Source organism: Jannaschia sp. M317, assembly GCF_025141175.1.
Lineage (GTDB): Bacteria > Pseudomonadota > Alphaproteobacteria > Rhodobacterales > Rhodobacteraceae > Jannaschia.
In genome coordinates, this window is record NZ_CP081155.1 from 1031533 (window position 1) to 1053327 (window position 21795).

The 21795-nt window shown below is 66.7% G+C and carries 22 protein-coding genes; 8 read left to right on the forward strand and 14 right to left on the reverse strand.

Going from position 1 to position 21795, the window contains the following annotated elements; genetic code table 11:
• Position 1 precedes the first annotated feature (1 nt).
• The 8 genes from rpsP to K3551_RS05485 form a co-directional block, all read right to left on the reverse strand.
• Entirely contained in the window at positions 2–415 is a 414-nt protein-coding gene (gene rpsP, locus K3551_RS05450) for a 30S ribosomal protein S16 (RefSeq protein ID WP_259918340.1), read from the reverse strand.
• 49 nt (positions 416–464) lie between these two features.
• Positions 465–761, reverse strand: coding sequence for a chorismate mutase (locus K3551_RS05455; RefSeq protein WP_259918342.1), 297 nt, complete (start codon positions 759–761; stop codon positions 465–467).
• Positions 758–1288, reverse strand: coding sequence for a GNAT family N-acetyltransferase (locus tag K3551_RS05460; protein WP_259918344.1), 531 nt, complete (start codon positions 1286–1288; stop codon positions 758–760). Before K3551_RS05460 ends, K3551_RS05455 begins: the two co-directional genes overlap by 4 nt.
• Positions 1285–1845, reverse strand: coding sequence for a GNAT family N-acetyltransferase (locus tag K3551_RS05465; protein WP_259918346.1), 561 nt, complete (start codon positions 1843–1845; stop codon positions 1285–1287). Before K3551_RS05465 ends, K3551_RS05460 begins: the two co-directional genes overlap by 4 nt.
• Before the next feature lie 121 nt (positions 1846–1966).
• Entirely contained in the window at positions 1967–2482 is a 516-nt protein-coding gene (locus tag K3551_RS05470; protein WP_259918348.1) for a GNAT family N-acetyltransferase, read from the reverse strand.
• 1 nt (position 2483) lies between these two features.
• A complete protein-coding gene (locus K3551_RS05475; protein ID WP_259918350.1) occupies positions 2484–2816 on the reverse strand; it encodes an NIPSNAP family protein in 333 nt (110 codons plus the stop codon).
• Complete coding sequence (ffh, locus tag K3551_RS05480; RefSeq protein ID WP_259918351.1) at positions 2813–4309, reverse strand: signal recognition particle protein; 1497 nt, start codon at positions 4307–4309, stop codon at positions 2813–2815. The genes K3551_RS05475 and ffh overlap by 4 nt, the downstream gene beginning before the upstream one ends.
• A gap of 276 nt (positions 4310–4585) precedes the next feature.
• Positions 4586–5164 (reverse strand): FMN-dependent NADH-azoreductase, encoded by a 579-nt coding sequence (locus K3551_RS05485; RefSeq protein WP_259918353.1) that lies wholly within the window; start codon positions 5162–5164, stop codon positions 4586–4588.
• A gap of 150 nt (positions 5165–5314) precedes the next feature.
• Here K3551_RS05485 and K3551_RS05490 point away from each other — a divergent pair, with 150 nt between their 5' ends.
• Both K3551_RS05490 and K3551_RS05495 read left to right on the forward strand, forming a co-directional pair.
• Positions 5315–6208: a LysR family transcriptional regulator gene (locus tag K3551_RS05490; RefSeq protein ID WP_259918354.1), complete on the forward strand. Its 894-nt coding sequence runs from the start codon at positions 5315–5317 to the stop codon at positions 6206–6208.
• Positions 6205–7086 (forward strand): DMT family transporter, encoded by an 882-nt coding sequence (locus K3551_RS05495; RefSeq protein ID WP_259918356.1) that lies wholly within the window; start codon positions 6205–6207, stop codon positions 7084–7086. The genes K3551_RS05490 and K3551_RS05495 overlap by 4 nt, the downstream gene beginning before the upstream one ends.
• Here K3551_RS05495 and K3551_RS05500 read toward each other — a convergent pair.
• Together K3551_RS05500 and K3551_RS05505 are read right to left on the reverse strand one after the other, a co-directional pair.
• Entirely contained in the window at positions 7083–8198 is a 1116-nt protein-coding gene (locus K3551_RS05500) for a M56 family metallopeptidase (RefSeq protein WP_259918358.1), read from the reverse strand. The two genes, K3551_RS05495 and K3551_RS05500, sit on opposite strands and share 4 nt — an antisense overlap.
• Positions 8191–8583: a BlaI/MecI/CopY family transcriptional regulator gene (locus K3551_RS05505; RefSeq protein ID WP_259918360.1), complete on the reverse strand. Its 393-nt coding sequence runs from the start codon at positions 8581–8583 to the stop codon at positions 8191–8193. The genes K3551_RS05500 and K3551_RS05505 overlap by 8 nt, the downstream gene beginning before the upstream one ends.
• 172 nt (positions 8584–8755) lie before the next feature.
• Between K3551_RS05505 and K3551_RS05510 the strand changes: the two genes are divergently transcribed.
• The 6 genes from K3551_RS05510 (at position 8756) to K3551_RS05535 (ending at position 14808) form a co-directional block, all read left to right on the forward strand.
• Complete coding sequence (locus K3551_RS05510; protein WP_259918361.1) at positions 8756–10492, forward strand: ABC transporter substrate-binding protein; 1737 nt, start codon at positions 8756–8758, stop codon at positions 10490–10492.
• 123 nt (positions 10493–10615) lie between these two features.
• A complete protein-coding gene (locus K3551_RS05515) occupies positions 10616–11671 on the forward strand; it encodes an ABC transporter ATP-binding protein (RefSeq protein ID WP_259918363.1) in 1056 nt (351 codons plus the stop codon).
• Between the two features lie 5 nt (positions 11672–11676).
• Entirely contained in the window at positions 11677–12756 is a 1080-nt protein-coding gene (locus K3551_RS05520; protein ID WP_259918365.1) for an ABC transporter ATP-binding protein, read from the forward strand.
• A complete protein-coding gene (locus tag K3551_RS05525) occupies positions 12753–13616 on the forward strand; it encodes a carbohydrate ABC transporter permease (protein ID WP_259918366.1) in 864 nt (287 codons plus the stop codon). Before K3551_RS05520 ends, K3551_RS05525 begins: the two co-directional genes overlap by 4 nt.
• Positions 13613–14410 (forward strand): carbohydrate ABC transporter permease, encoded by a 798-nt coding sequence (locus K3551_RS05530; protein WP_259918367.1) that lies wholly within the window; start codon positions 13613–13615, stop codon positions 14408–14410. Before K3551_RS05525 ends, K3551_RS05530 begins: the two co-directional genes overlap by 4 nt.
• Positions 14410–14808 carry a DUF2160 domain-containing protein gene (locus tag K3551_RS05535; protein WP_259918369.1) on the forward strand — a complete coding sequence of 133 codons (399 nt, stop codon included), beginning with the start codon at positions 14410–14412 and terminating at the stop codon, positions 14806–14808. Before K3551_RS05530 ends, K3551_RS05535 begins: the two co-directional genes overlap by 1 nt.
• 73 nt (positions 14809–14881) lie before the next feature.
• Here the strand turns inward: K3551_RS05535 and K3551_RS05540 are convergent, their stop codons facing one another.
• From K3551_RS05540 to K3551_RS05555, 4 genes are all read right to left on the reverse strand, one after another.
• On the reverse strand, positions 14882–15916 hold the full coding sequence (locus tag K3551_RS05540) for an ACP S-malonyltransferase (protein ID WP_259918370.1): 1035 nt from the start codon (positions 15914–15916) through the stop codon (positions 14882–14884).
• The gene (locus tag K3551_RS05545; protein ID WP_259918372.1) at positions 15913–18105 is read right to left on the reverse strand and encodes an alpha-ketoacid dehydrogenase subunit alpha/beta; all 2193 of its coding nucleotides are present in this window, start codon (positions 18103–18105) and stop codon (positions 15913–15915) included. The genes K3551_RS05540 and K3551_RS05545 overlap by 4 nt, the downstream gene beginning before the upstream one ends.
• Positions 18106–18108: 3 nt before the next feature.
• The gene (locus K3551_RS05550; RefSeq protein ID WP_259918374.1) at positions 18109–19323 is read right to left on the reverse strand and encodes an acyl-CoA dehydrogenase; all 1215 of its coding nucleotides are present in this window, start codon (positions 19321–19323) and stop codon (positions 18109–18111) included.
• 143 nt (positions 19324–19466) lie between these two features.
• Positions 19467–21743 carry an adenosylcobalamin-dependent ribonucleoside-diphosphate reductase gene (locus K3551_RS05555; RefSeq protein ID WP_259918376.1) on the reverse strand — a complete coding sequence of 759 codons (2277 nt, stop codon included), beginning with the start codon at positions 21741–21743 and terminating at the stop codon, positions 19467–19469.
• Positions 21744–21795 lie beyond the last annotated feature (52 nt).

Genomic DNA, 21795 nt, shown 5'->3' on the forward strand with positions numbered 1-21795 from the left:
ATCACTCGGCCTTGTCGTCCGAAGAAACGGCGTCCGAGACTTTCTCGGCGGCGGCTTCGGCAGCGGCGGCAACAGCGGCGGCAGCCTTGTCGGCCTTCTCCTTCACGCGCTCCAGCGCCTTCTTGCCGGGGGTGCCTTTCTTGGCGTTGGCGCGCTCTTTCTTGGGCAGCGCGTCGGCGGCCTCCAGGAAGCGGGCGACGCGGTCGGTGGGCTGGGCACCCTGGCTCAGCCAGTACTGCACCCGCTCCAGGTCCATCTTGACGCGATCTTCGCTGTCCTTGGACAGCAGCGGGTTGTAGGTGCCGAGCTTCTCGATGAAGCGGCCGTCGCGGGCCATACGGCTGTCGGCGGCGACGATGGCGTAATGCGGGCGCTTCTTGGAGCCGCCGCGGGCGAGTCGGATCTTCATGGCCATTTTTGGTATCTCCTTGGAATGGCTTGGGTTCGGCGGGGAAAACCCCGCCCTACGATTGGTGTTTCCGGTGGTGTCGGATGACTTCCTCGATGATGAATTCGAGGAATTTCTTGGCGAAGTCCGGGTCCAGCCCGGCCTCCTGCGCGAGGCGGGTGAGCCGCGCGATCTGGCGCGCCTCCCGGTCGGGGTCCGACGGGGGCAGATCGTGCTCGGCCTTCAGCTTGCCAACCGCCTGGGTGTGGGCAAAGCGTTCGGCGAGGGTATAGACAAGGATCGCATCCAGCCGGTCGATGCTGTCGCGATGGTCCGCCAGAAGGGCAGCGGCGCGAGTGGCGGCGTCGGTCATTGGCTTTCTCCTGCAAGGTCGGCGGGGCCGGGGTGGCGCCAGATGATCAGCGCGCCGAAAGCCTCGCTGTCGAAAGTGCCCGCAGGCGTGGCCCCCAAACGGCGCGCCAGGGCGTTGGATCGGTCGTTGCCCGCGTGAATATGGCTCACCAGGCACGTGATCCCCGCCTTTTCGTAGGCATAGCGACGGGCCGCTTCGGACGCTTCTTGTGCGTAACCGCGCCCCTCTGCCGATCCGAACATTGCCCAAGACAATTCCGGTCCCGACCAGCTGTCGGGATGATAGAGGCCGACGAGGCCGCACGGTGTGTCGTCGCCGATCTCGGTCACGATCCAACGGCCATAGCCGCGCAGCAGCCATTGACCCGGCAGCGCCGCGAAATGGACCCAGGACGCGGCCCGTCCGGTCGCACCACCCAGCCAGCGCATGCGCAGGGTATCACTGCGAAAGGCGGCGTAGGTTTCAAAGTCGGTCGTCCGGGGCGCGCGCAGGGTCAGCCGCTCGGTCGTCAACGTCGGGATGATCATGCTTGCCCCCGCAGATGCCGCCAGGTGACGATCTGGCCGTCGTACATCGTCCCGTCCGGCGTGGCCCCCAGGCGGCGGGCCACCGCTTCGGAGCGGGTGTTGCCGGGAGCGATGTAGCTGACCAGGGAGGGCAGGTTGAGTGCGGTCCAGGCATGGCCCAACGCGGCGCGCGCCGCTTCGGTGGCAAGGCCCATCCCTTCGAATTCGGCGACCATGAGCCAGCCCAGTTCATGTTCCCTGTCGCCCGGTTCGGTCCCGATCAGAACAAAGCCTGCGACATCCCCGGCGCGCGTCTCGATGGTCCAGAGCCCGTGGCCACGCAGCAGCCAAAGCGCGGTCATGCCGCAGAAATCCGCCCAGCTTTCCGCAGGGGTCGACGGACCGCCCTCGAACGCGGCGCGGTCGGAGCCGGTGATTGAATGCAGCGCGTCGAAGTCGGTCAGGCGCGGGGCCCGCAGCGTCGTGCGCGAGGTGCGCAGAACCGGAACGACGGCGTCCAGCAGGGCCGCCTGGCGCGCGGCCTCGGGCGCGACCGGAATGGTGACGGGGGCGATCATGGGCGCACCTCGCGGCAGGGGCGGCCCGCGCGGGGCATCGAGCCCCGCCCGGTCCGGCAAGAGGCGTCGCCTCTCGCGCGCGCCGGGCCATTGCGGGGCCCGTGTTGGCGTACGGCGACAGTCATGCGGGCCCCCAATGGCGCCAGACATGGGTTTCGTCGGCGGTTTCGCCCGCGGGGAGCGGGGCCGCAGCGTCGTGTTGCGCCCCCAGCCGGCGGGCCAGAGCGGCAGAGCGGTGATTGCCGGGCGAGACGTAGCTGACCAGCGCGGGCAGGCGGTCGCGGGCCCAGGCCAACGCGGCGGTCGCGGCCTCGGCGGCGAGGCCCCGGCCCTCGGCCTCGGGGGCAAGGGACCAGCCGAGTTCGGGCTCGGGGAAATGGGGTGGCTGGGCTATCGCCAGCTCGCCCAGCCAACGGTCGTCGCGGCGGTCGGCCAGGGTCCAGGCACCGAAGCCGTCGAGCATCCAGGAGGCCAGGCCATTGCCGAACAGCGCCCAGGCCCCGGCGCGGTCGTAGGGGCCGCCCATATGCACGGCGCGGTCGCTGGCCAACACCGCGGCAAAGGGCGCGAAGTCGGCGCGCGTGGGCGCACGCAGCACGACACGGTCGGTCGTGAGGATGGGAACGGCAGCGGTCATGTCAGAGCCCCAGCGTTTCCGGGTCCGCCCCGTCCAGCAGAGGGCGCGTGAAGGAGCGGTCGTAGCGGCGAATGCACTTCGTGCGCTGCGCGAAATCATAGGCGCGCAGACAGTCGGCATCGTCCCACATGTCGGCACGGTAGGCCTCGTAGGCGGCCAGTGACGGGAAGGAGAAGTGGCAATAGGCGATGTCGTTCGGCCCCTCATGCGGCAGGTGATAGCCGTGATGGGTGCCGCCCATGGCGGGGATCTTGGTCAGCCAGAAACGGGCGTAGGTCTCGAACTCCGACAGTTTGTCGGGATCGATCTCGTAGCGGACGGTGCAGGTGATCATTTCTTCTTCATCCCGCCGAACCCGCCGGGCAACGTCATGCCCTTGGGCAACCCGCCCATGCCGCCGCCCATGCCTGGCATCTGGCCCAACTGCTTGGACGCGGCCTCAAGCGCGGCGGGATCCATCTGCGACGGATCGGGCATGCCGCCGCCCTTGCCGCCCATCATGGCCATGGCCTTCTTGAGCATGCCGCCCTTGCCCATCTTCTTCATCATGTCGGCCATCTGGCGGTGCATCTTGAGCAGTTGGTTCAGCTCCGGCACGCCGAGCCCGGCACCTGCCGCGATCCGCTTCTTGCGGCTGGCCTGCAGAAGCTGCGGATTGGCGCGTTCCTTCTTGGTCATCGAATCGATCAGGGCGATCTGGCGGACCAGAACGCGATCATCGAGCCCCGCCTTGTCCATCTGCTTGGCCATCTTGCCCATGCCGGGCATCATGCCCATCAGACCTTCCATGCCGCCCATCTTCTGCATTTGCTGCAGCTGACCCTTCAGGTCGTTCATGTTGAACAGACCCTTCTGGAAGCGCTTCATCATGCGCTCCTGGGCCTCGACCTCCATGACTTCCTGGGCCTTTTCGACCAGGGCCACGATGTCGCCCATGCCAAGGATGCGACCGGCGATCCGCTGGGGGTCGAATTCCTCCAGCGCGTCCATCTTTTCGCCCAGGCCGACGTAGCGGATCGGCTTGCCGGTGACGGCGCGCATCGACAGGGCGGCACCGCCGCGCCCGTCGCCGTCCATCCGGGTCAGGACGACACCGGTGACGCCGACCTTGGCGTCGAATTCCTCGGCCACTTCGACGGCGACCTGACCCGTCAGGCCATCGACCACCAGCAGCGTTTCGCGCGGTTGCACGGCGGCGTGGACGGCGGCGACCTCGTCCATCAGGACCTGGTCGATCTGCAACCGGCCCGCGGTATCAAGCATGTAGACGTCGTAGCCGCCCAAGCTCGCCTGCTGCTTGGCGCGTTTGGCGATGTCGACCGGGCGCTGACCCATCACGATGGGCAGGGTGTCGACGCCGATCTGGGTGCCGAGAATCGCCAGCTGTTCCATCGCGGCGGGGCGGTTCACGTCCAGCGAGGCCATCAGCACGCGCTTGCCATCGCGTTCCTTCAGGCGGCGCGCCAGCTTGCCGGTGGTCGTTGTCTTTCCCGACCCCTGCAGGCCGACCATCAGGATCGGCGCGGGCGGGTTGTCGATCTTGAGGGGCGCGATCCCCTCTTCGCCGGCCAGGACCAGTTGCAGTTCGTCGTGGACGATCTTGATGACCTGCTGGCCGGGGGTGATCGACTTGGTGACGGCGGCACCGGTGGCCTTGGCGGTCACCTTCTTGACGAAATCGCGGGCCACCGTCAGCGAGACGTCCGCCTCCAACAGGGCGACGCGCACTTCGCGCATGGCGGTGCGGACGTCGTCCTCGGACAGGGCCCCCTGTTTGGTCAGGCGGTCGAAGACGCCGCCAAGGCGGTCTGACAGGCTCTCGAACATCGCGTCTCTCCGTTTCGTTTCCCCCCGGCAATATGGGGGCCGACCGCTCAATGCACAAACGCCCCCGCGGGCGTATAACGCTGGCGGAGGGCGATCCCGGCACGACAGGCCAGGACCGGAAACACAGGGCTTCCGGAGTTGGGCTAGGGGTTATGCGCCGGACGACACGGAGTCAAGCGGTGGCCCGGTCCGGTGGGCGGCCGACCGGCAGGTTGAGCCTGACACTGACCGCCGCACCCGATGGCGCGGCACCCTGATGCCTTTGCGATATCGGCGTCAGGCGGCCAGGGCAGCGATCTGGCGTTCCGCCTCGTCGCGGGCCTCTTCACCGCGCGCGCCCTGTACGTCGGCGGTGACAAAGGTCACGTCCTCGATCCCGAGGAAACCCAGGACCTGCCGCAGATGCGGAGTGGCAAAGTCGATCTCGGATCCGGCCTTGGTGCCGCCCGAGGCCAGGGCGACGATTGCGCGTTTTCCGTCCAACAGGCCCACCGGGCCGTTTTCCGTGTAGTGGAAGGTGACGCCCGCGCGGGCCACCTGATCGATCCATGCCTTCAACGCGGCGGGCAGCCCGAAGTTGTAGATCGGCAGTCCGATCAGAATGGTATCGGCGGCCTGCAGCTCGGCCACCAGCGTATCGGACAGCGTCAGCTCGGCGTGCTGCGCCTCTGTCCGGTCGGCGGGCGGGGTGAAGGTCGCGCCGACCCAGGTTTCGGTCAGCTGGGGCAGGGGGGCCACGGCAAGGTCGCGGCGGGTGACCTTGCCTTCCAGCTTTGCCTCGATCTGGTCGAGCAGGGCACGGGTGGTCGAGCCGGTATGGCGGGCGGACGCGTCAATGCGCAAGATATTGGTCATGGGTGTCATCCTGGGTTGGCGAATTTGAACCAGACCTAAAACATGCGCGCACGAACTCAATCCGCGCTTATCCCGCATCTTCTGTGCAGTTGTGCGAGAGAACTTGATCTGTGCGTCAGCGCGCGCAATAGTCTGCTGAAGCAGGAGATCATGATGGCATTCAACGATTGGGATGAGGTCCGCACGGCCTATCAGGTGGCGCGTCTGGGCACGGTATCGGGCGCGGCGCAGGCCCTGGGCGTGCACCATGCAACGGTGATCCGCCACATCGACAGCCTGGAAGGCAAGCTGGCCACCAAGCTGTTTCAGCGGCACGCACGCGGCTACACGCCGACCGAGGCAGGCCAGGACCTGCTGACCGTCGCGCAATCGACCGACGATCAGCTGGCGCAGCTGGCCAACCGTATCAAGGGACGCGGAAACGAGGTCACGGGCGAGCTGATCATCACCTCGATCGCGGTTCTCGCCCCGCTGCTGTCGCCCGCGCTTGCCGCTTTCCGCGAAGAACATCCGGAGCTGACGATCAAGTTCCTGACCGACGAACGCCTGTTCCGCCTGGAATACGGCGAGGCGCATGTGGCGATCCGCGCCGGGTCCCCGCCGGATCAGCCCGACAATGTGGTGCAGAAGTTCTATCAACAGAATTTCGGGCTCTATGCCTCCAAGGACTACATTGCGCGCCATGGGCGTCCGACCTCGCTCGAAGAGCCGGGGCACCACACCTTCATCGGCAGTGCCGACGAGGTGCCGCGCGCGCCGTTCTTTGCCTGGCTCAAGAAGCATATCCCGGCAGAGAACATGGGCTATCTGGTCAATCAGATGACGGCCGCCCGCCCGGCGGTTCAGGCGGGTCTGGGGATCGGGTTCTCGACCACATGGGCCGAGCAGGATCGCGACGATGTCGAACTGGTCTTTCCGCCCCGGCCCGAATGGAACAGCCAGCTTTGGCTGGTCACCCACGTGGATCTGCACCGCACGGCCAAGGTGCAGACCTTCGTGAGCTTTCTGAAGGACTGGGCGACGCGCTGGCCGGTCGAGGAGTGACCACCCCGTTGCAGGGTCATCTAGCGATGCTGTTGTTCTCGGCCCTGGTGGCCGGGTCCTTTCCGCTGGGGGCGGCGGCGGCCAACGATATCGCCCCCATCGCCTTGAACGCCGTGCGGTTCTGGCTGGCGGCGGCGGTGATCGGCGTGGCGGTGGCCCTGCGCGGCGGCGTGCCCCGCGCCGCACGGGCGGCACCCTGGCGCTATGCCGTGCTGGGCGGGATCTTTGCGACCTATTTCGTCCTGATGTTCGAAGGACTGAAAACCGCGGCTCCGGTGTCTGCGGCTGCTGTCTTTACGTTGACCCCCATCCTTGCGGCGGGCTTTGGCTGGTTGCTGCTGCGCCAGATCACCACGGCGCGCATCGCGCTGGCCCTGGCCTTGGGGGCGGCTGGGGCGCTCTGGGTGATATTTCGGGGCGATTGGTCCGCCTTGCGTGCCTTCGAGATCGGGCGGGGCGAGGCGATCTATTTCTGGGGCTGCGTGGCCCATGCGCTTTATACCCCGTTGGTGCGGCGGCTGAACCGGGGCGAATCGGCGCTGGTCTTTACCTTTGGCACGCTGATCGCCGGCGGGGTGTTGTTGTCCCTGATCGGGGCCAGCGCCGTTGCCGCGACGGATTGGGCCCACCTGCCCGCGCGGGTTTGGGTGGCGATTGCCTACACCGGTGTTGCGGCCAGTGCCGCGACCTTCGTGCTGCTTCAATTCGCGACCCTGCGCCTGCCGGCGTCCAAGGTTATGGCCTATACTTATCTGGTGCCCGCCTGGGTCACGGTCTGGGGGCTTGCCCTGGGCCATCCGCCGCCGCCCGCCGGGATCCTGGTGGGCGTGGCTTTGACCATCGTGGCGCTGCTTCTATTGCTCCGGGAGGAGCGCTAGCGCAGGGGCCGCTGGCTGAGCGTGTTGATCGTCTCCAACCGTTCCAGGTTGATGACCGAGGACAGCATCAGGCGTTCCTGGCTCCAGTCGGCGGGGGGGCGCAGGGTCCAGGTCGTTCCGGCCAGCGTCACGGCAAAAACCGCCAGCAGCGACAGCGTGGTCAACCGCCCGGCCCGCCGCGAAGGGCCCTTTGCAATCAACTCGATCCGGTGGCCCAGTTGTGAACGGGTCGCCCGCCCGGTCAGTTGCTTGCGCCCCAGCAGGGCCACGGTGAACGCGCCGGGGGCCGGGTTTCCCTGACGCGCGCGACGGGCCACATCCAGCAGGCACAGGCTATAGTCACGGGCATCCATGGTCGGGCGTGCAACGCAGGCCGCATCGCAATGGTGTTCCCGCAGGCGGCGCATATGGCGCGACAGGTTCCAGAAGGCCGGGTTCAGCGCGAAAAGCGGCGAGAGCGCGGCGACCAGCACCTCGCGGATCGGATCGCCCTGGCGGATATGCTGCAGCTCATGGGCCAGCGCGATACGGAATGCCTCCGGGTCGGCGACCAGTCCGGCGGGCAGAACCACATGATTGCGACGCAGGCCCCGGGCTGCAAAGGGAACGGGGCAGTCGCCCGAGACGGCGATGCGAACCGATTTCGTTTCGCGCAGCGGCATGGAGGCGTGGATCAGGCGGCGCAGGCACCAGGCGGCCCGCATCACATGAAGCGCCCGCATCAAGGCCGCTGCCAGCAGGATCGCCGCCACCGCCTGCCAGGCCGGGCTGGCAGGCGCGACCAGCGCGCGGGGCAGGCCGTCGCGAAAGGCGAGGATGGATTGAAACTCCGTTGCGGTCAGCGACAGGTTCGACAGGTTCCCGTTCAGGAACAGCCCGACGACCACATCCGTGGCGTTCCAGGCATTTCCAGGCAAGGCCGTCAGCGCGAAGGGCAGGCCAAGGGCCAGAACCCAGGCGGTTGCCGACACCCGGCGGCGCAGCGCCCAATCCCGGTCCAGCCCGATCCGGGTCAGCCCGTGTTCCGCTAGCCAAAGCAAGCCGACGGCAAGCACCAGCGCCGCATTCACGGCGAGGAGAGACCCGACGACGAGCTGTAGCCAGTCAGCCATCGTCACGTCCGATCCGATCATTGATCACTTGGCGAATCGCGGCCATCTCGGCTTCGTCCAGGGATTCGTCGTCTACCAGTCGCGCGACCAGAGCCGATGGCGTGCCGTCGAACAATGTGCGCGACAGGCTGCGCAGGGACCGGGCCTCGTAGTCTTCGCGGGCCAGGGTCGGGGCGTAGACCAATGCGCGATCCTTCTTTTCGGACACGAGATAACCCTTGTCGTGCAAGATCTTGAGGACCGTCGCGACCGAGGTATAGGCGCGCTGTCCCGGGTCACTCAGCGCGCCCATGACGTCGCGGACGGACCCCTTGCCGATCGACCACAGGGTCTTCATGAATTCCAGCTCCACGCTGGTCAGAAGTTCGCTTTTCTGGCGGGCCATATGGCGGCTTCCCCTTTGCTAATTTCATAGTAGCGAGCGGAATCCGCTCTGTGAACCCCTGCAATTTCATATACGTAGGATTTAATACTAATTTAATAGTTGACTTGTTCGTGAGCGTGATCATGCTCAGGGACAGCCGATCGGGAGTCGGTGAAACATTGGGAGGAATACCATGCGAAAGCATCTCTATTGCGCTGTCGCGGCCATGGCCGTGATTGCGGCGGCCGGGCCTGCGATGGCCGACGAGGCTGCGGCACAGCGCTGGATCGACGGCGAATTCCAGCCGTCAACGCTGTCCAAATCCGAGCAGCTCGACGAGATGCGCTGGTTCATCGAAGCCGCGCAGCCCTACGCGGGCATGGAAATCAACGTCCTGTCCGAGGGCATCCCGACCCATGCCTATGAATCCGAAGTCCTGACCAAGGCCTTCGAGGAAATCACCGGCATCAAGGTCAACCACCAGATCCTCGGCGAAGGCGAAGTCGTCCAGGCCGTACAGACCCAGATGCAGACCAAGCGGAACCTGTATGACGCCTACGTCAACGACAGCGACCTGATCGGCACGCATTCGCGCCTGCAGCTGGCCTATTCGCTGACCGACAAGATGGCCGGCGACTGGGCCGCGACCACCAGCCCGACGCTGGACCTGGACGACTTCATGGGCGTTCAGTTCACCACCGGCCCGGACGGCAAGCTGTATCAGTTGCCCGATCAGCAGTTCGCGAACCTCTACTGGTTCCGCAAGGACTGGTTCGACGATGAGGCCAACAAGGCGGCCTTCAAGGAAAAGTACGGCTACGATCTGGGCGTTCCGGTCAACTGGTCTGCCTACGAGGACATCGCCGCGTTCTTCACCGACGACGTGCAGGAAATCGACGGCACCCGCATCTATGGTCACATGGACTATGGCAAGCGCGCGCCTGACCTCGGCTGGCGGATGACCGATGCCTGGCTGTCGATGGCCGGTGCCGGATCGAAGGGCGAGCCGAACGGCGTGCCGATCGACGAATGGGGCATCCGCATGGAAGCCGGTTCGTGCAACCCGGTCGGCGCATCGGTCGAACGGGGCGGGGCGGCCAACGGTCCGGCCGCGGTCTACGCGATCCGCAAGTGGGACGAATGGCTGCGCGCCTATGCGCCTCCGGGCTCGGCCAGCTACGACTTCTATCAGTCGCTGCCCGCCCTCAGCCAAGGCAACGTCGCCCAGCAGATCTTCTGGTACACCGCCTTTACCGCCGACATGGTGAAGCCGCAGTCCGAGGGCAACAACACGGTCGACGCCGACGGCATGCCGCTGTGGCGCATGGCCCCCTCGCCGCATGGCCCCTACTGGGAAGAAGGCCAGAAGGTCGGCTATCAGGACGTCGGCTCCTGGACGTTCCTGAACTCCACCCCCGAAGACCGCGCCCAGGCCGCCTGGCTCTATGCGCAGTTCGTCACCTCCAAGACGGTGGATGTGAAAAAGTCCCACGTGGGTCTGACTTTCATCCGCGACAGCTCCGTGAACCACGAAAGCTTCACCGAGCGGGCCCCGCGTCTGGGTGGCCTGGTCGAGTTCTACCGCTCGCCCGACCGCACGGCATGGTCGCCCACCGGCATCAACGTGCCGGACTATCCGAAGCTGGCGCAGATCTGGTGGCAGCAGATCGGTGACGTGAACTCGGGGGCCTTCACCCCGCAGGAAGCCATGGATCGTCTCGCCGAAGAGATGGACATCACCATGGCGCGGATGCAGCAGGCCGACGAAGCGGCGGGCGTCTACGGTGGCTGTGGCCCCCGTCTGAACGAGCCGCAGAGCGCGGAATACTGGTACGCCAATGGCGGTGCCAAGCCCCCGCTCGACAACGAGAAACCGCAGGGCGAGACCGTCAACTACGACGAACTGGTCGCGCGCTGGGCCTCTCAGTAACCCTCCCCGTCGGCCCCTGTTTCCTGGGGGGGCGACACCTCGGGGCGGCGCGTGCGTCGCCCCGATTTTTGGCCACAAGGGTCTGCTTGCCCTGGCCCCAATCCTTAACTTCGTGGGGACGTTATGACGCTTCGATGTGAAGCCATTACCAAGGTCGTGGAGGGGCATACGCATATCAAGCCCGCCACGCTCGACCTCAAGCCCGGTCATTTCAACGTGCTGCTTGGACCGACCGGGGCCGGCAAGACCTCTCTCATCAAGATGATGGCCGGCCTCGATCCGATCGCCTCCGGCCGCGTCTTTCTCAACGGCGAGGACGTGACGAAGCTTAGCCCGCAGAAGCGGCAGATCAGCCTCGTGCACCAGTTCTTCGTCAATTATCCGCATATGACCGTGCGCGAGAACATCGCCTCGCCGCTGCGCGTGGCCAAGCTGGCCCAGTCCGAGATCGACGACCGCGTGGCCGAAGCCGCCCGCATCCTCCAGCTGGAGCCGATGCTGGATCGTCGCCCGCATGAGCTGTCGGGCGGTCAGCAGCAACGCTGCGCCCTGGCACGCGCCATCGCCAAGGACAGCCGCGCCGTCTTCCTGGACGAGCCGCTGGCCAACCTAGACTACAAGCTGCGCGAAGAACTGCGCGAGCAGCTGCCCGAATTGTTCGCCGGGCGCGGGGCCGTGGTGGTCTACGCCACCTCCGAGCCCGAAGAGGCGCTGCTGCTGGGCGGGGAAACCGCCCTGATCGAGGACGGCCACGTCCGTCAGTTCGGCACGACCTCCGACATCTACCGCGCGCCTGCGTCCTTGTCGGCGGCGGCGATCTTTTCGGACCCGCCGATCAACGCGGCCCCGGTTCGCGTCAAGGCCGGACAGGCCCGCATGGGCGCGACCGAATGGGCGGTGCAGAAACCCGATGGCGACTACATGTTCGCGATCCGCCCGCACCACGTGCTGCCCCAGGCCGCCGGGGCCTCGAATGTGCCCTTGCGCGGCGTGGTTGGCGTCACCGAACTCTCCGGTTCCGAATCCAGCGCGCATTTCCAGATGGACGGCGTCCCCTGGGTGTCGCTCGCCCATGGCGTGCACCCCTACGAGATCGGCGAGCCGCATACCTTCCACATGGACCCCACCCACGGGTTCTGGTTCGCGCCCGATGGCGGCGCGCTGGGCCGGGGGGCCTGAACGACATGGCAAAGATTACCCTCGATAAGCTGCGGCACAGCTATATGCCCGACCCGCAAGGTCCCGAAGACTACGCACTCAAGGGGCTGGACGTGGAATGGCAGGACGGTGGCGCCTATGCGCTGCTGGGGCCGTCGGGCTGCGGCAAGTCCACGCTTCTCAACATCATCTCCGGCCTGCTGGTCCCGTCCGAGGGTCGCATTCTGTTCGGGGAACAGGACGTCACGCAGCTGCCACCGGATCAGCGCAACATCGCGCAGGTGTTCCAGTTCCCGGTCATCTACGACACGATGACCGTGCGCCAGAACCTGTCCTTTCCGTTGGTCAATCGTGGCGTCGACCCGGCGCGCATCGACCGCGCGGTGGGCGAAATCGCCCAGATGCTCGGCGTCGAGGACATGATGGATCAACGCGCGTCGGGCCTGGCCCCCGACGACAAGCAGAAGATCTCCATGGGGCGGGGCCTGGTGCGCGACGACGTGAACGTCATCATGTTCGATGAGCCGCTGACCGTCATCGACCCGCACCTGAAGTTCTCGCTCCGCTCCAAGCTCAAGGAGCTGCACGCCCGCCTGGGCCTGACCATGATCTACGTGACCCATGACCAGACCGAGGCCCTGACATTTGCCGATCAGGTCGTCGTCATGCAGCAGGGCGAAGTCGTGCAGATCGGCACCCCGGTCGAGCTGTTCGAGCGTCCGACCCACACCTTCGTCGGCCACTTCATCGGCTCGCCGGGCATGAACGTCCTGCCGGCCGAACGGGCCGGGCAGGGGGCGTCGTTCCGGGGGCAGGAGGTGACTTTGGACGGCCCGGTCGGTGCCAATGCCAAAGGCAGACTGGAAATCGGTGTGCGTCCCGAATTCGTGACCATTGCCGACACGGGCATTCCCGCGACGGTGACCAAGGTGTCCGACGTAGGCCGCCACCGGGTGATCGAAACCCGCGCCGGCGACAGCCGCATCAACGCCGTCACCGACGGCCCCACCCCCAATCCGGGCGAGACCGTGAACCTGTCGTTCCGCCCCGACCGCACCCGGCTTTATGCCGAGGGCTGGATCGCCAGCGGAGGAGACATCCGATGAACAAGACCGAAAACCAGAAGGCCTGGTTCTTCGTCCTCCCCGTCCTGTTGTTGGTGGCGTTCAACGCGCTGGTGCCGATGATGACGGTGGTCAACTATTCGGTGCAGGAGACGTTCGGCGATAACCTGTTCTTCTGGGAAGGCTTCACCTGGTTCGAACAGGTGCTGCGCTCCGAACGGTTTCACGCAGCCCTGGGACGACAGTTCCTGTTCACCTTCCTGATCCTGATCATCGAGGTGCCGCTGGGCATCATCATCGCCCTGTCCATGCCGAAGAAAGGCTTCTGGGTGCCGATCTGTCTGGTCACCATGGCCCTGCCGATGCTGATCCCGTGGAACGTGGTGGGGGCGATGTGGAACATCTTCGCGCTGCCCAACATCGGCCTGCTGGGTTACTTCGTGAACGAGGTGCTGGGCATCCACTACGACTTTACCCAGTCGGTCCTTGCGGCTTGGTTCACGATCGTGGCGATGGACGTCTGGCACTGGACCTCTTTGGTGGTGCTGCTGGCCTATGCCGGGCTCGTCTCCATCCCCGACGCCTACTATCAGGCGGCGCGGATCGACGGGGCGTCCAGTTGGGCCGTGTTCCGGCACATCCAGCTGCCCAAGATGAAGAACGTCCTGACCATCGCGATCCTTCTGCGGTTCATGGACAGCTTCAACATCTACACGGAGCCCTTCACCCTGACGGGCGGCGGTCCCGGCAACTCCACCACGCTTCTGTCCATTGACCTGGTCAAGATCGCGCTGGGGCAGTTCGACCTGGGACCGGCGGGGGCCATGTCGCTGATCTACTTCGCCATCACGCTGCTGGTCAGCTGGCTGTTCTACACCCTCATGACGAGGAACGACTCATGAAAAAGCGGGCAATCATCCCCATCCTCTACATCGCCTTTCTGATGCTGCCGATCTACTGGCTGGTCGCGATGTCCTTCAAGACGACGAACGAGATCCTGTCGGGCTTCTCGCTCTTCCCGCAGACCTTCACGCTGGAGGCCTATATCACGATCTTCACCGATCCGACCTGGTACTGGGGCTACATCAACTCGATCATCTACGTGACGATCAACACGGTGATCTCGGTCGCTGTGGCCCTGCCCGCCGCCTACGCCTTCTCGCGGTATCGGTTTCTGGGCGACCGGCAGCTGTTCTTCTGGCTGCTGACCAACCGCATGGCGCCGGCCGCCGTCTTTGCGCTGCCGTTCTTTCAACTCTACTCGGCGGTGGGTCTGTTCGACACGCACCTGGCGGTGGCCCTGGCCCACTGCCTGTTCAACATCCCGCTGGCGGTCTGGATCCTGGAGGGCTTCATGCGTGGCGTCCCGAAGGAGCTGGACGAGACGGCCTTTGTCGACGGCTATTCCTTCCCGCGCTTCTTCGTCACGGTCTTCATCCCGACGATCAAGGCGGGCGTGGGCGTGGCGGCGTTCTTCTGCTTCATGTTCTCATGGGTGGAACTGCTGCTGGCCAAGACCCTGACCGCGGTCGAGGCCAAGCCCATCGCCGCCACGATGACGCGCACCGCGTCCTCGGCGGGGTATGAACTGGGCCTTCTGGCGGCGGCGGGAACGCTGACGATCATCCCCGGTGCCATCGTGATCTACTTTGTCCGCAACTACATCGCGAAGGGTTTCGCGATGGGGAGGGTCTGATGCGCTATCTCATCCCGCTTCTGATGCTGGCCGCCGCGCCGGTGCACGCCCAGAACACCTGGGGCTCCGCCGCGCAGGAGGTCGAGAAAGGCTTCGAATGGACGGCGCCGATCTTCGGCGGCTTCTGGATGGCCTGGACGCCTGCGACGCTTGCGATCTTCATCGGCATCTTCAGCGCCATCGCGGTCATCGGCCTGTTGGAGGGGTTCAAGTTCCGCGACGGTCTGGTCCGCGACGGGGTCCTGGGCCTGACGACGACGCTGGGCGACCGGCTGTTCCTGTCGCTTCTGGGGACGTCGTTCATCTTCCTCGCGTGGCTGGGCCTGTTCGGAGAGCCGCTCTGGGGGGCGCTGGGCCTGTCGATTGCCTGGTCGATCTTCTGCTTCTGGAAGGTCTGACCGGACGGTCCGACGCGCTGCCCTGAAACCAGAAACGCCGCCCCGGTCCGGGGCGGCGTTTTCCGTTGTGCCCTCAGGTATCCCGGACCGCCAGCGCGCGTTGTTCGGGCCGTCCCATCGACAACAGCATCGGGCGCACCTTTTGCTGCGCCTGGAACCCGTGCTTGTCGCGCATCCCGCGCCAGCCGGCTGCAATCAGGCTTTGCGCCACCGCCCCGCCCAGCGTCGTGCCCGGCCCCGCGACGATGAACAGATCGGGGGCGAATTCCCGCGCCGCCGTGGTGATGGCGCGGGTGAAATCATAGGGCCGCACCACCTGGTGCCCGAAGGTGTAATCGCACAGCGCCGCGCGGTCCGCAGCCCCCGGCCACCAGACCGATCCGCGCCCGTCGATCAACGGCAGGTCCGGCTGGGTAAACATGTCCGGGGCGAAATGCCCCCTCGCCCTGGCCGAGACGGGGGCCACCAGCCCCGAATGAAACCCCGCATGGCCCGGCAGCCGCATCGGGAAACGGTCCTGCTTGGGCACCGCCCGCTCGAACGCGGTCAGCCCGTCGGCATTGCCCGCCAGAACCAGCATTCCGCCCAGGTCAATCGACAGGCTCAGCACGTGATCGGGTCGGGCGTCGATTTCCGCCACCAGGGTCAGCAATCGGCTTTTCTCCGTCGGGCGCGTGGCCCAGTCGGGGGCCATGTGGGGATAGACCAGCTGCCCGCCCGCGCCGTCTGCCTGCATCCAGGTGCCCATGGTGTTGACCACGTCGAACCCCGCCTCGGCGCTCAGCGCGCCGGCGCAGGCCAGCGCCGTGTACCAGCCCATCGAGTTGCCGGTGACGGCCACGATCTCCACCGCCTTGCGGTTCAGGCCCAGCCAATCGCCCAGGCTGGCCGCATAGATCAGCGCCGAGGCGTTGTCGCCGCGCGTGTGTACCGCGTTCGAAAACCGCGCCGCGCCATCCAGCGCGGTCAGCGTCTCTTGCCCCTGCGCCGCGCGCCGGGCGTCGAACCCTGCCATCAGCGCCGCATCCGGGAACTGTCGGGACAGCACGCCCAGCTCCTCCCGGTTGTAGGTGCCACGACCGGGGCAGACCAGAACCGCCGTCGTCATGCGCCGCCTCCGTGCACGAACTCCAGCGCCGCCGCGCCAATGCTTTCGCGGGATGGCATGGTCGCGCCATAGGCGGGGCCGGTCGCGATGAAGCTGTCCAGGGCCACCACCCGCCGCAGCGGCAGGTCGGTCCGTTCGCACAAAAGCGCCATCAGCCCCTCGGCCACCCCGCCGGTCCGCCGCGTCTCATCCACGATCAGCACCCGTTTGCACCCCTCCAGCGCGGCCAGCAGGCCGTCCTCGGGCAGGGGGGACAGCCAGCGCAGGTCGATCACCCGCGCGTCCACCCCGGCCGCGGCCAGGTCGCCCTGCGCCTGCCGGGACAGATAATGCCCGTTGCCGAAACTGACGATCGCCAGATCCGTCCCCGCCCCATGCAAACCCACCTGACCCAGGGCCAGGCGCACGTCCGGGGCCGGATAGCGGGTCATCCAGCCGCCGTCCCCCGCCTCCGCCAGATCCCGCATCGGGTAGAGAGCGATAGGCTCCAGAAAGACGACCAGCCGCTGTTCTTCCCGCGCCAGACGCACCGCCTCGCGCAGCATCATCGCCGCCTCCGCCCCGCTGGACGGGCAGGCCAGGATCAGGCCGGGGATGTCGCGCAGCACGGCGATGGAATTGTCGTTGTGGAAATGCCCGCCGAAGCCGCGCTGATACCCCAGTCCCGCGATCCGCACGACCATCGGGTTGGCGTATTGACCGTTCGAGAAGAACGGCAAGGTCGCCGCTTCGCCGCGCAGCTGATCCTCGGCGTTGTGCAGATAGGCCAGGAACTGGATCTCCGGCATCGGCAGGAACCCGGCCTGCGCCATGCCGATGCCGAGGCCCAGAATGGATTGCTCGTCCAGCAGGGTGTCGATCACCCGGTCGGGGCCAAAGCGGCGCTGCAACTTCTGTGTGACGCCATAGACGCCGCCCTTGCGGCCCACGTCTTCGCCCATCACGACGACCTCGCCATGGGTCAGCATCAGGTCGGTCAGCGCCCAGTTGAGGATCCGCGACATCGGTTGCGGATCGTCCTGGGCGGCCAGATCGCCGCCAAAGGCCGCCGCGCGCGTCTCGGGCGTGGGGCCGGTCACAGGCTGGCAGGCGCGGGCGGGCGGGATCAGGCTGGCCATGACGTCCCGCGCCGTCTTCAGGCGCGGGCGGGTCACCGCCTCGGCAGCCATGCGCGCGACGCGGGCACGGGTTTCCTCATAGATCGACAGTGCCGCATCGGGGGACAGCGCGCCTGCCTCCGACAACAGGCGCACGGACTGCAACAGCGGATCGTTCGCTTCCTCCGCCTCGACCTCGGCGCGGGGCAGATAGCTGGTCGCCACGTCCGCCCCCGCATGACCATAGAGCCGCACGGTCCGCAGGTGCAGGAACGCGGGCTTGCGGTGCCGCCGCACGTAGTCCGCCGCCTCGGAGGCCGCACGATAGGCATCGAACAGGTCCAGCCCGTCGCCCGCGACATAGCGCAGCCCGGGTCGGTCGCGGAAATTGGCCGCGATCCAGCCGGTGGGGGTCTTGGTGGAAATGCCGATGCCGTTGTCCTCGCAGACGAACAGGATCGGCATCGGAACCGATTGATAGCTGGCCCAACCGGCGGCATTGAACGCCCCCTGCGCCGTCGAATGATTGGCCGAGGCATCGCCGAACGAACAGCAGACCAGCGCATCTTCGGGCCAGCCCGCGTGTTCCGGGCGCCGCCGCCGTGCCGCGCCCAGCCCATAGGCCGCGCCCACCGCCTTGGGCAGGTGGCTGGCGATGGTCGAGGTCTGCGGCGGGATCGCCAGGGCCTTGGACCCCAGCACCTTGTGCCGCCCACCGGAAATCGGATCCTCGGTTGAACAGGCAAAGCTCAGCAGCATGTCCCAGCCGGGGGTCTGTCCGGGGACCTGACCGGCGCGCGCGATCTGAAAGGCCGCGTCGCGGTAATGCAGGAACGCCGGATCGCCCGGGCGCAGGGCCAGGGCCACGGCGGCCATGCCCTCGTGCCCCGACGACCCGATGGTGTAGAACCCCTGACCCGCCGCCTGCATCGCGCGGCTTTGCAGGTCCAGCGCCCGGCTCAGGCATTGCGCGCGGAACGCCGCGACGGCTGTAATCGCGTCCAGCGGCCCGCCCGGCGCGGCCCCCGGCGGCAGGTCGCCCCCCGCCACCCGGCGGCGAAAGTTCTCCTCGACGATCGCGACGCGGTCCATGGTCTAGAAGAACGCCTGCAACCCGGTCTGCGCCCGCCCCAGGATCAGGGCGTGCACGTCATGGGTGCCCTCGTAGGTGTTCACCGTCTCCAGGTTGGCGGCGTGGCGGATGACCTGGAATTCCTGGCTGATGCCATTGCCGCCATGCATGTCGCGGGCCTGCCGCGCCACGTCCAGCGCGCGCCCGCAATTGTTGCGCTTGATCAGGCTGATGGCCTCGGGCGCGGCCTGTCCCGCGTCCATCATCTGACCGACCCGGTAGGCCGCTTGCAGGCCCAGCGCGATGTCGGTCTGCATATCGGCCAGCTTTTTCTGGAACAACTGGGTCTGCGCCAGGGGCCGCCCGAACTGCTTGCGGTCCAGCCCGTAGCTGCGCGCCCGCAGCCAGCAATCCTCGGCGGCCCCCATCACACCCCAGGCAATGCCATAGCGCGCGCGGTTGAGACAGCCGAACGGCCCCTTCAACCCCTGGACACCGGGCAGCAGCGCGTCTTCGCCAACCTCGACCCCCTGCATCACGATCTCGCCGGTGACCGAGGCGCGCAGCGACAGCTTGCCCTCGATCTTCGGCGCGCTGAGGCCTTTCGTGCCCTTGTCCAGAACGAAGCCACGGATCTTGCCGTCATGGGCGTCGGACTTGGCCCAGACCACAAAGACATCGGCAATCGGCGCGTTGGAAATCCAGGTCTTGGATCCGGTCAGGCGATAGCCGCCGTCGATCTTCTCGGCGCGGGTCTTCATGCCGCCGGGGTCGGACCCCGCGTCGGGTTCGGTCAGGCCGAAACACCCGATCAGGCTGCCCTGTGCCAGCCCCGGCAGGTATTTCGCCTTCTGCGCCTCGGACCCGTAGGCATGGATCGGATACATCACGAGCGAGCTTTGCACCGACATCATGGACCGATAGCCGCTGTCGACGCGCTCGATCTCGCGGGCGATCAGGCCATAGGTGACGTAATCCGCGCCCAGCCCGCCGTATTCTTCCGGGATGGTGGTGCCCAGCAGGCCGGCCTCGCCCATTTCGGCAAAGATCTCCGGCTCGACGCGTTCCTCGGCATAGGCCTTGGTGATGCGTGGTTGCAGGCGGTCCTGGGCAAAGGCGCGGGCGGCGTCGGCCAGCATGCGCTGATCCTCGCTCAGCTGATCGGACAGGCGAAAGGGGTCGGCCCAGTCGAAGGTTCCGAGTTCCGGGCCGTGGCCCCCAGCGTGTTGATCCTTCATCGCGAACTCCTCTTCTGTCGTGGCCCTGCGGCAGGGGGCAGAAGGCCCCCGGCGGCGCGCCAGGTCAATCCCCGACGCGGGCCAGATGCCGCGACGAGAGGCTGTCGTGCCGCCTGCCAGGTGATCCTGGCAAGTCAGCGCCCCTAGCCACACTTGGAAAAGCCGCAGCTGGCGCAGGTCGCGCAGCCTTCGGCCATATGCACCTCGAACGAGCCGCAATTCGGACAGGTCGGGCCCGGTGCGCTGACCTTTGCCTCTTGCGCGTGGCCCAGCGGGTCCACCGGGTCGGTCTTCAGCCCCAGACCCTCGCCGGTCAGAAAGCCGGTGGCGACCATGTGGCGTTCGATCACGCCACCGATGGCCGCCAGGATCGAGGGCACGTACTTGCCCTGCACCCAGGCACCGCCGCGCGGGTCAAAGACGGCCTTCAGCTCTTCGACGACGAAACTCACGTCGCCCCCGCGCCGGAACACCGCCGAGATCATCCGCGTCAGCGCGACCGTCCAGGCGAAATGCTCCATGTTCTTGGAATTGACGAAGATCTCGAAGGGCCGTCGCTGCCCGTCCAGCTCGATGTCGTTGATGGTGATATAAAGCGCATGCTCCGACATCGGCCATTTGATCTTGTAGGTCTCGCCGGTCAGCTGCGTGGGCCGGTCGAGCGGGGCGAACAGCTGAACCACCTTCGCGGCCTCGGGGGTGGGGGCGGGGGTTGGTTCCGCCGACAGGACGCTGCCCGTCACGGCATTGGGCCGGTAGGTGGTGCAGCCCTTGCAGCCGGTTTTCCAGGCCCGCATGTAGACGTCCTTGAAGGCCTCGAACCCGATATCCTCGGGCACGTTGATCGTCTTGGAAATGGAGCTGTCGATCCATTTCTGCGCCGCGGCCTGCATCGCGACGTGGTCCCCGGGGGCCAGATCGGCCACCGACACGAAACTGTCGGGCAAAGGCGCGTCGCCGTTGCGCCGTCGCCATTCCGCCACCGCGTAATCCTGGACCACCTCTTCGGTGCGCGACCCGTCGGGTTGCAGGACCTTGCGGGTGTATTCCTGGGCAAAGATCGGCTCGATCCCCGAACTGACGTTCCCGGCCAGCAGGGAAATCGTCCCCGTCGGCGCGATCGACGTCAGAAGCGCGTTGCGCAGCCCCGACTCGGCAATCGCCGCCTGCACGTCCGGGTCCAGCCGCTGCACCATCGGCGCGGCCAGAATGGCGTCCTTGTCATAAAGCGGAAACGCCCCTTTCTCCTCGGCCAGACGGGCGGAGGTGAAATAGGCCGCGTTGGCAATCACCTGCAGCCAGCGCCCCGTTGCCGCCACCGCCTCGGGCGCGCCATAGCGCAGCCCGCACATCGCCAGCGCATCGGCCAGACCGGTCACGCCCAGCCCGATCCGCCGCTTGGCCCGCGCCTCCTCCGCCTGCTGGGGCAACGGAAAGCGCGAGGCGTCGACGACGTTGTCCATCATCCGCACGGCCAGACCGGTCAGCTCCTCCAGGGCTTCTTCGTCGACCTCTGCGCCGGGCGCGAAGGGGTCGCGCACCAGCTGCGCCAGGTTCACCGATCCCAGCAGGCAAGCGCCGTAAGGCGGCAGGGGCTGTTCGCCGCAGGGGTTCGTCGCGGCGATGGTTTCCGCGTAGGACAGGTTGTTGGTGGCGTTAATCCGGTCGATGAAGATCACGCCCGGCTCGGCGTAATCATATGTCGCCTGCATGATCGCATCCCACAGGTCGCGCGCGTTGACGGTGCGATAGATCGTGCCGTCATAGACCAGATCCCAGTCGGTATCGGCGGCCACCGCCTCCATGAAATCGTCGGTCACCAGGACGGACAGATTGAACATGCGCAGCCGGGCAGGGTCGGCCTTGGCGGCGATGAAATCCTCCACGTCGGGGTGGTCGCAGCGCAGGGTCGCCATCATCGCGCCGCGCCGTGATCCGGCGGACATGATGGTGCGGCACATGGCATCCCAGACATCCATGAACGACAACGGGCCGGACGCATCGGCGGCCACGCCGGATACCGCCGCCCCGCGCGGGCGGAGCGTCGAGAAATCATAGCCGATCCCGCCGCCCTGCTGCAGGGTCAGCGCGGCCTCGCGCAGGGCGGCAAAGATGCCGCCCATGCTGTCCTCGATCGTGCCCATGACGAAGCAGTTGAACAGGGTCACCGATCGCCCGGTGCCCGCGCCCGCGACGATGCGCCCGGCCGGCAGGAACCGGAAATCCTGCAGCGCCGCGCGGAACTGCGGCACCCATTGCGCGGGCTCCGCCTCTGGCGCGGCAAGGGCGGTTGCGATCCGGTCCCAGGTGGCTTCGACCGTCTCGTCGATGGGGGTGCCATCCGCTTCCTTCAGGCGGTATTTCATGTCCCAGATCTGCTCGGCGATAGGGGCGGAAAAGGCGGCGGGGGCCTCCGACATGGCGATCACGATCCTCTAGGAGTGGTTGCACAGCACGCTTGGACCTCTAGAT

Bases quoted from the DNA above. Each gene is read 5' to 3' on its own strand.
- K3551_RS05540 (WP_259918370.1), bottom strand. From the start codon at position 15,916: ATGACGACGGCGGTTCTGGTCTGCCCCGGTCGTGGCACCTACAACCGG.
- K3551_RS05490 (WP_259918354.1), top strand. From the start codon at position 5,315: ATGATGGCATTCAACGATTGGGATGAGGTCCGCACGGCCTATCAGGTG.
- rpsP (WP_259918340.1), bottom strand. From the start codon at position 415: ATGGCCATGAAGATCCGACTCGCCCGCGGCGGCTCCAAGAAGCGCCCG.
- K3551_RS05505 (WP_259918360.1), bottom strand. From the start codon at position 8,583: ATGGCCCGCCAGAAAAGCGAACTTCTGACCAGCGTGGAGCTGGAATTC.
- K3551_RS05535 (WP_259918369.1), top strand. From the start codon at position 14,410: ATGCGCTATCTCATCCCGCTTCTGATGCTGGCCGCCGCGCCGGTGCAC.
- K3551_RS05485 (WP_259918353.1), bottom strand. From the start codon at position 5,164: ATGACCAATATCTTGCGCATTGACGCGTCCGCCCGCCATACCGGCTCG.
- ffh (WP_259918351.1), bottom strand. From the start codon at position 4,309: ATGTTCGAGAGCCTGTCAGACCGCCTTGGCGGCGTCTTCGACCGCCTG.
- K3551_RS05555 (WP_259918376.1), bottom strand. From the start codon at position 21,743: ATGTCGGAGGCCCCCGCCGCCTTTTCCGCCCCTATCGCCGAGCAGATC.
- K3551_RS05520 (WP_259918365.1), top strand. From the start codon at position 11,677: ATGGCAAAGATTACCCTCGATAAGCTGCGGCACAGCTATATGCCCGAC.
- K3551_RS05470 (WP_259918348.1), bottom strand. From the start codon at position 2,482: ATGACCGCTGCCGTTCCCATCCTCACGACCGACCGTGTCGTGCTGCGT.
- K3551_RS05465 (WP_259918346.1), bottom strand. From the start codon at position 1,845: ATGATCGCCCCCGTCACCATTCCGGTCGCGCCCGAGGCCGCGCGCCAG.
- K3551_RS05460 (WP_259918344.1), bottom strand. From the start codon at position 1,288: ATGATCATCCCGACGTTGACGACCGAGCGGCTGACCCTGCGCGCGCCC.
- K3551_RS05550 (WP_259918374.1), bottom strand. From the start codon at position 19,323: ATGAAGGATCAACACGCTGGGGGCCACGGCCCGGAACTCGGAACCTTC.
- K3551_RS05455 (WP_259918342.1), bottom strand. From the start codon at position 761: ATGACCGACGCCGCCACTCGCGCCGCTGCCCTTCTGGCGGACCATCGC.
- K3551_RS05500 (WP_259918358.1), bottom strand. From the start codon at position 8,198: ATGGCTGACTGGCTACAGCTCGTCGTCGGGTCTCTCCTCGCCGTGAAT.
- K3551_RS05515 (WP_259918363.1), top strand. From the start codon at position 10,616: ATGACGCTTCGATGTGAAGCCATTACCAAGGTCGTGGAGGGGCATACG.
- K3551_RS05530 (WP_259918367.1), top strand. From the start codon at position 13,613: ATGAAAAAGCGGGCAATCATCCCCATCCTCTACATCGCCTTTCTGATG.
- K3551_RS05510 (WP_259918361.1), top strand. From the start codon at position 8,756: ATGCGAAAGCATCTCTATTGCGCTGTCGCGGCCATGGCCGTGATTGCG.
- K3551_RS05525 (WP_259918366.1), top strand. From the start codon at position 12,753: ATGAACAAGACCGAAAACCAGAAGGCCTGGTTCTTCGTCCTCCCCGTC.
- K3551_RS05545 (WP_259918372.1), bottom strand. From the start codon at position 18,105: ATGGACCGCGTCGCGATCGTCGAGGAGAACTTTCGCCGCCGGGTGGCG.
- K3551_RS05475 (WP_259918350.1), bottom strand. From the start codon at position 2,816: ATGATCACCTGCACCGTCCGCTACGAGATCGATCCCGACAAACTGTCG.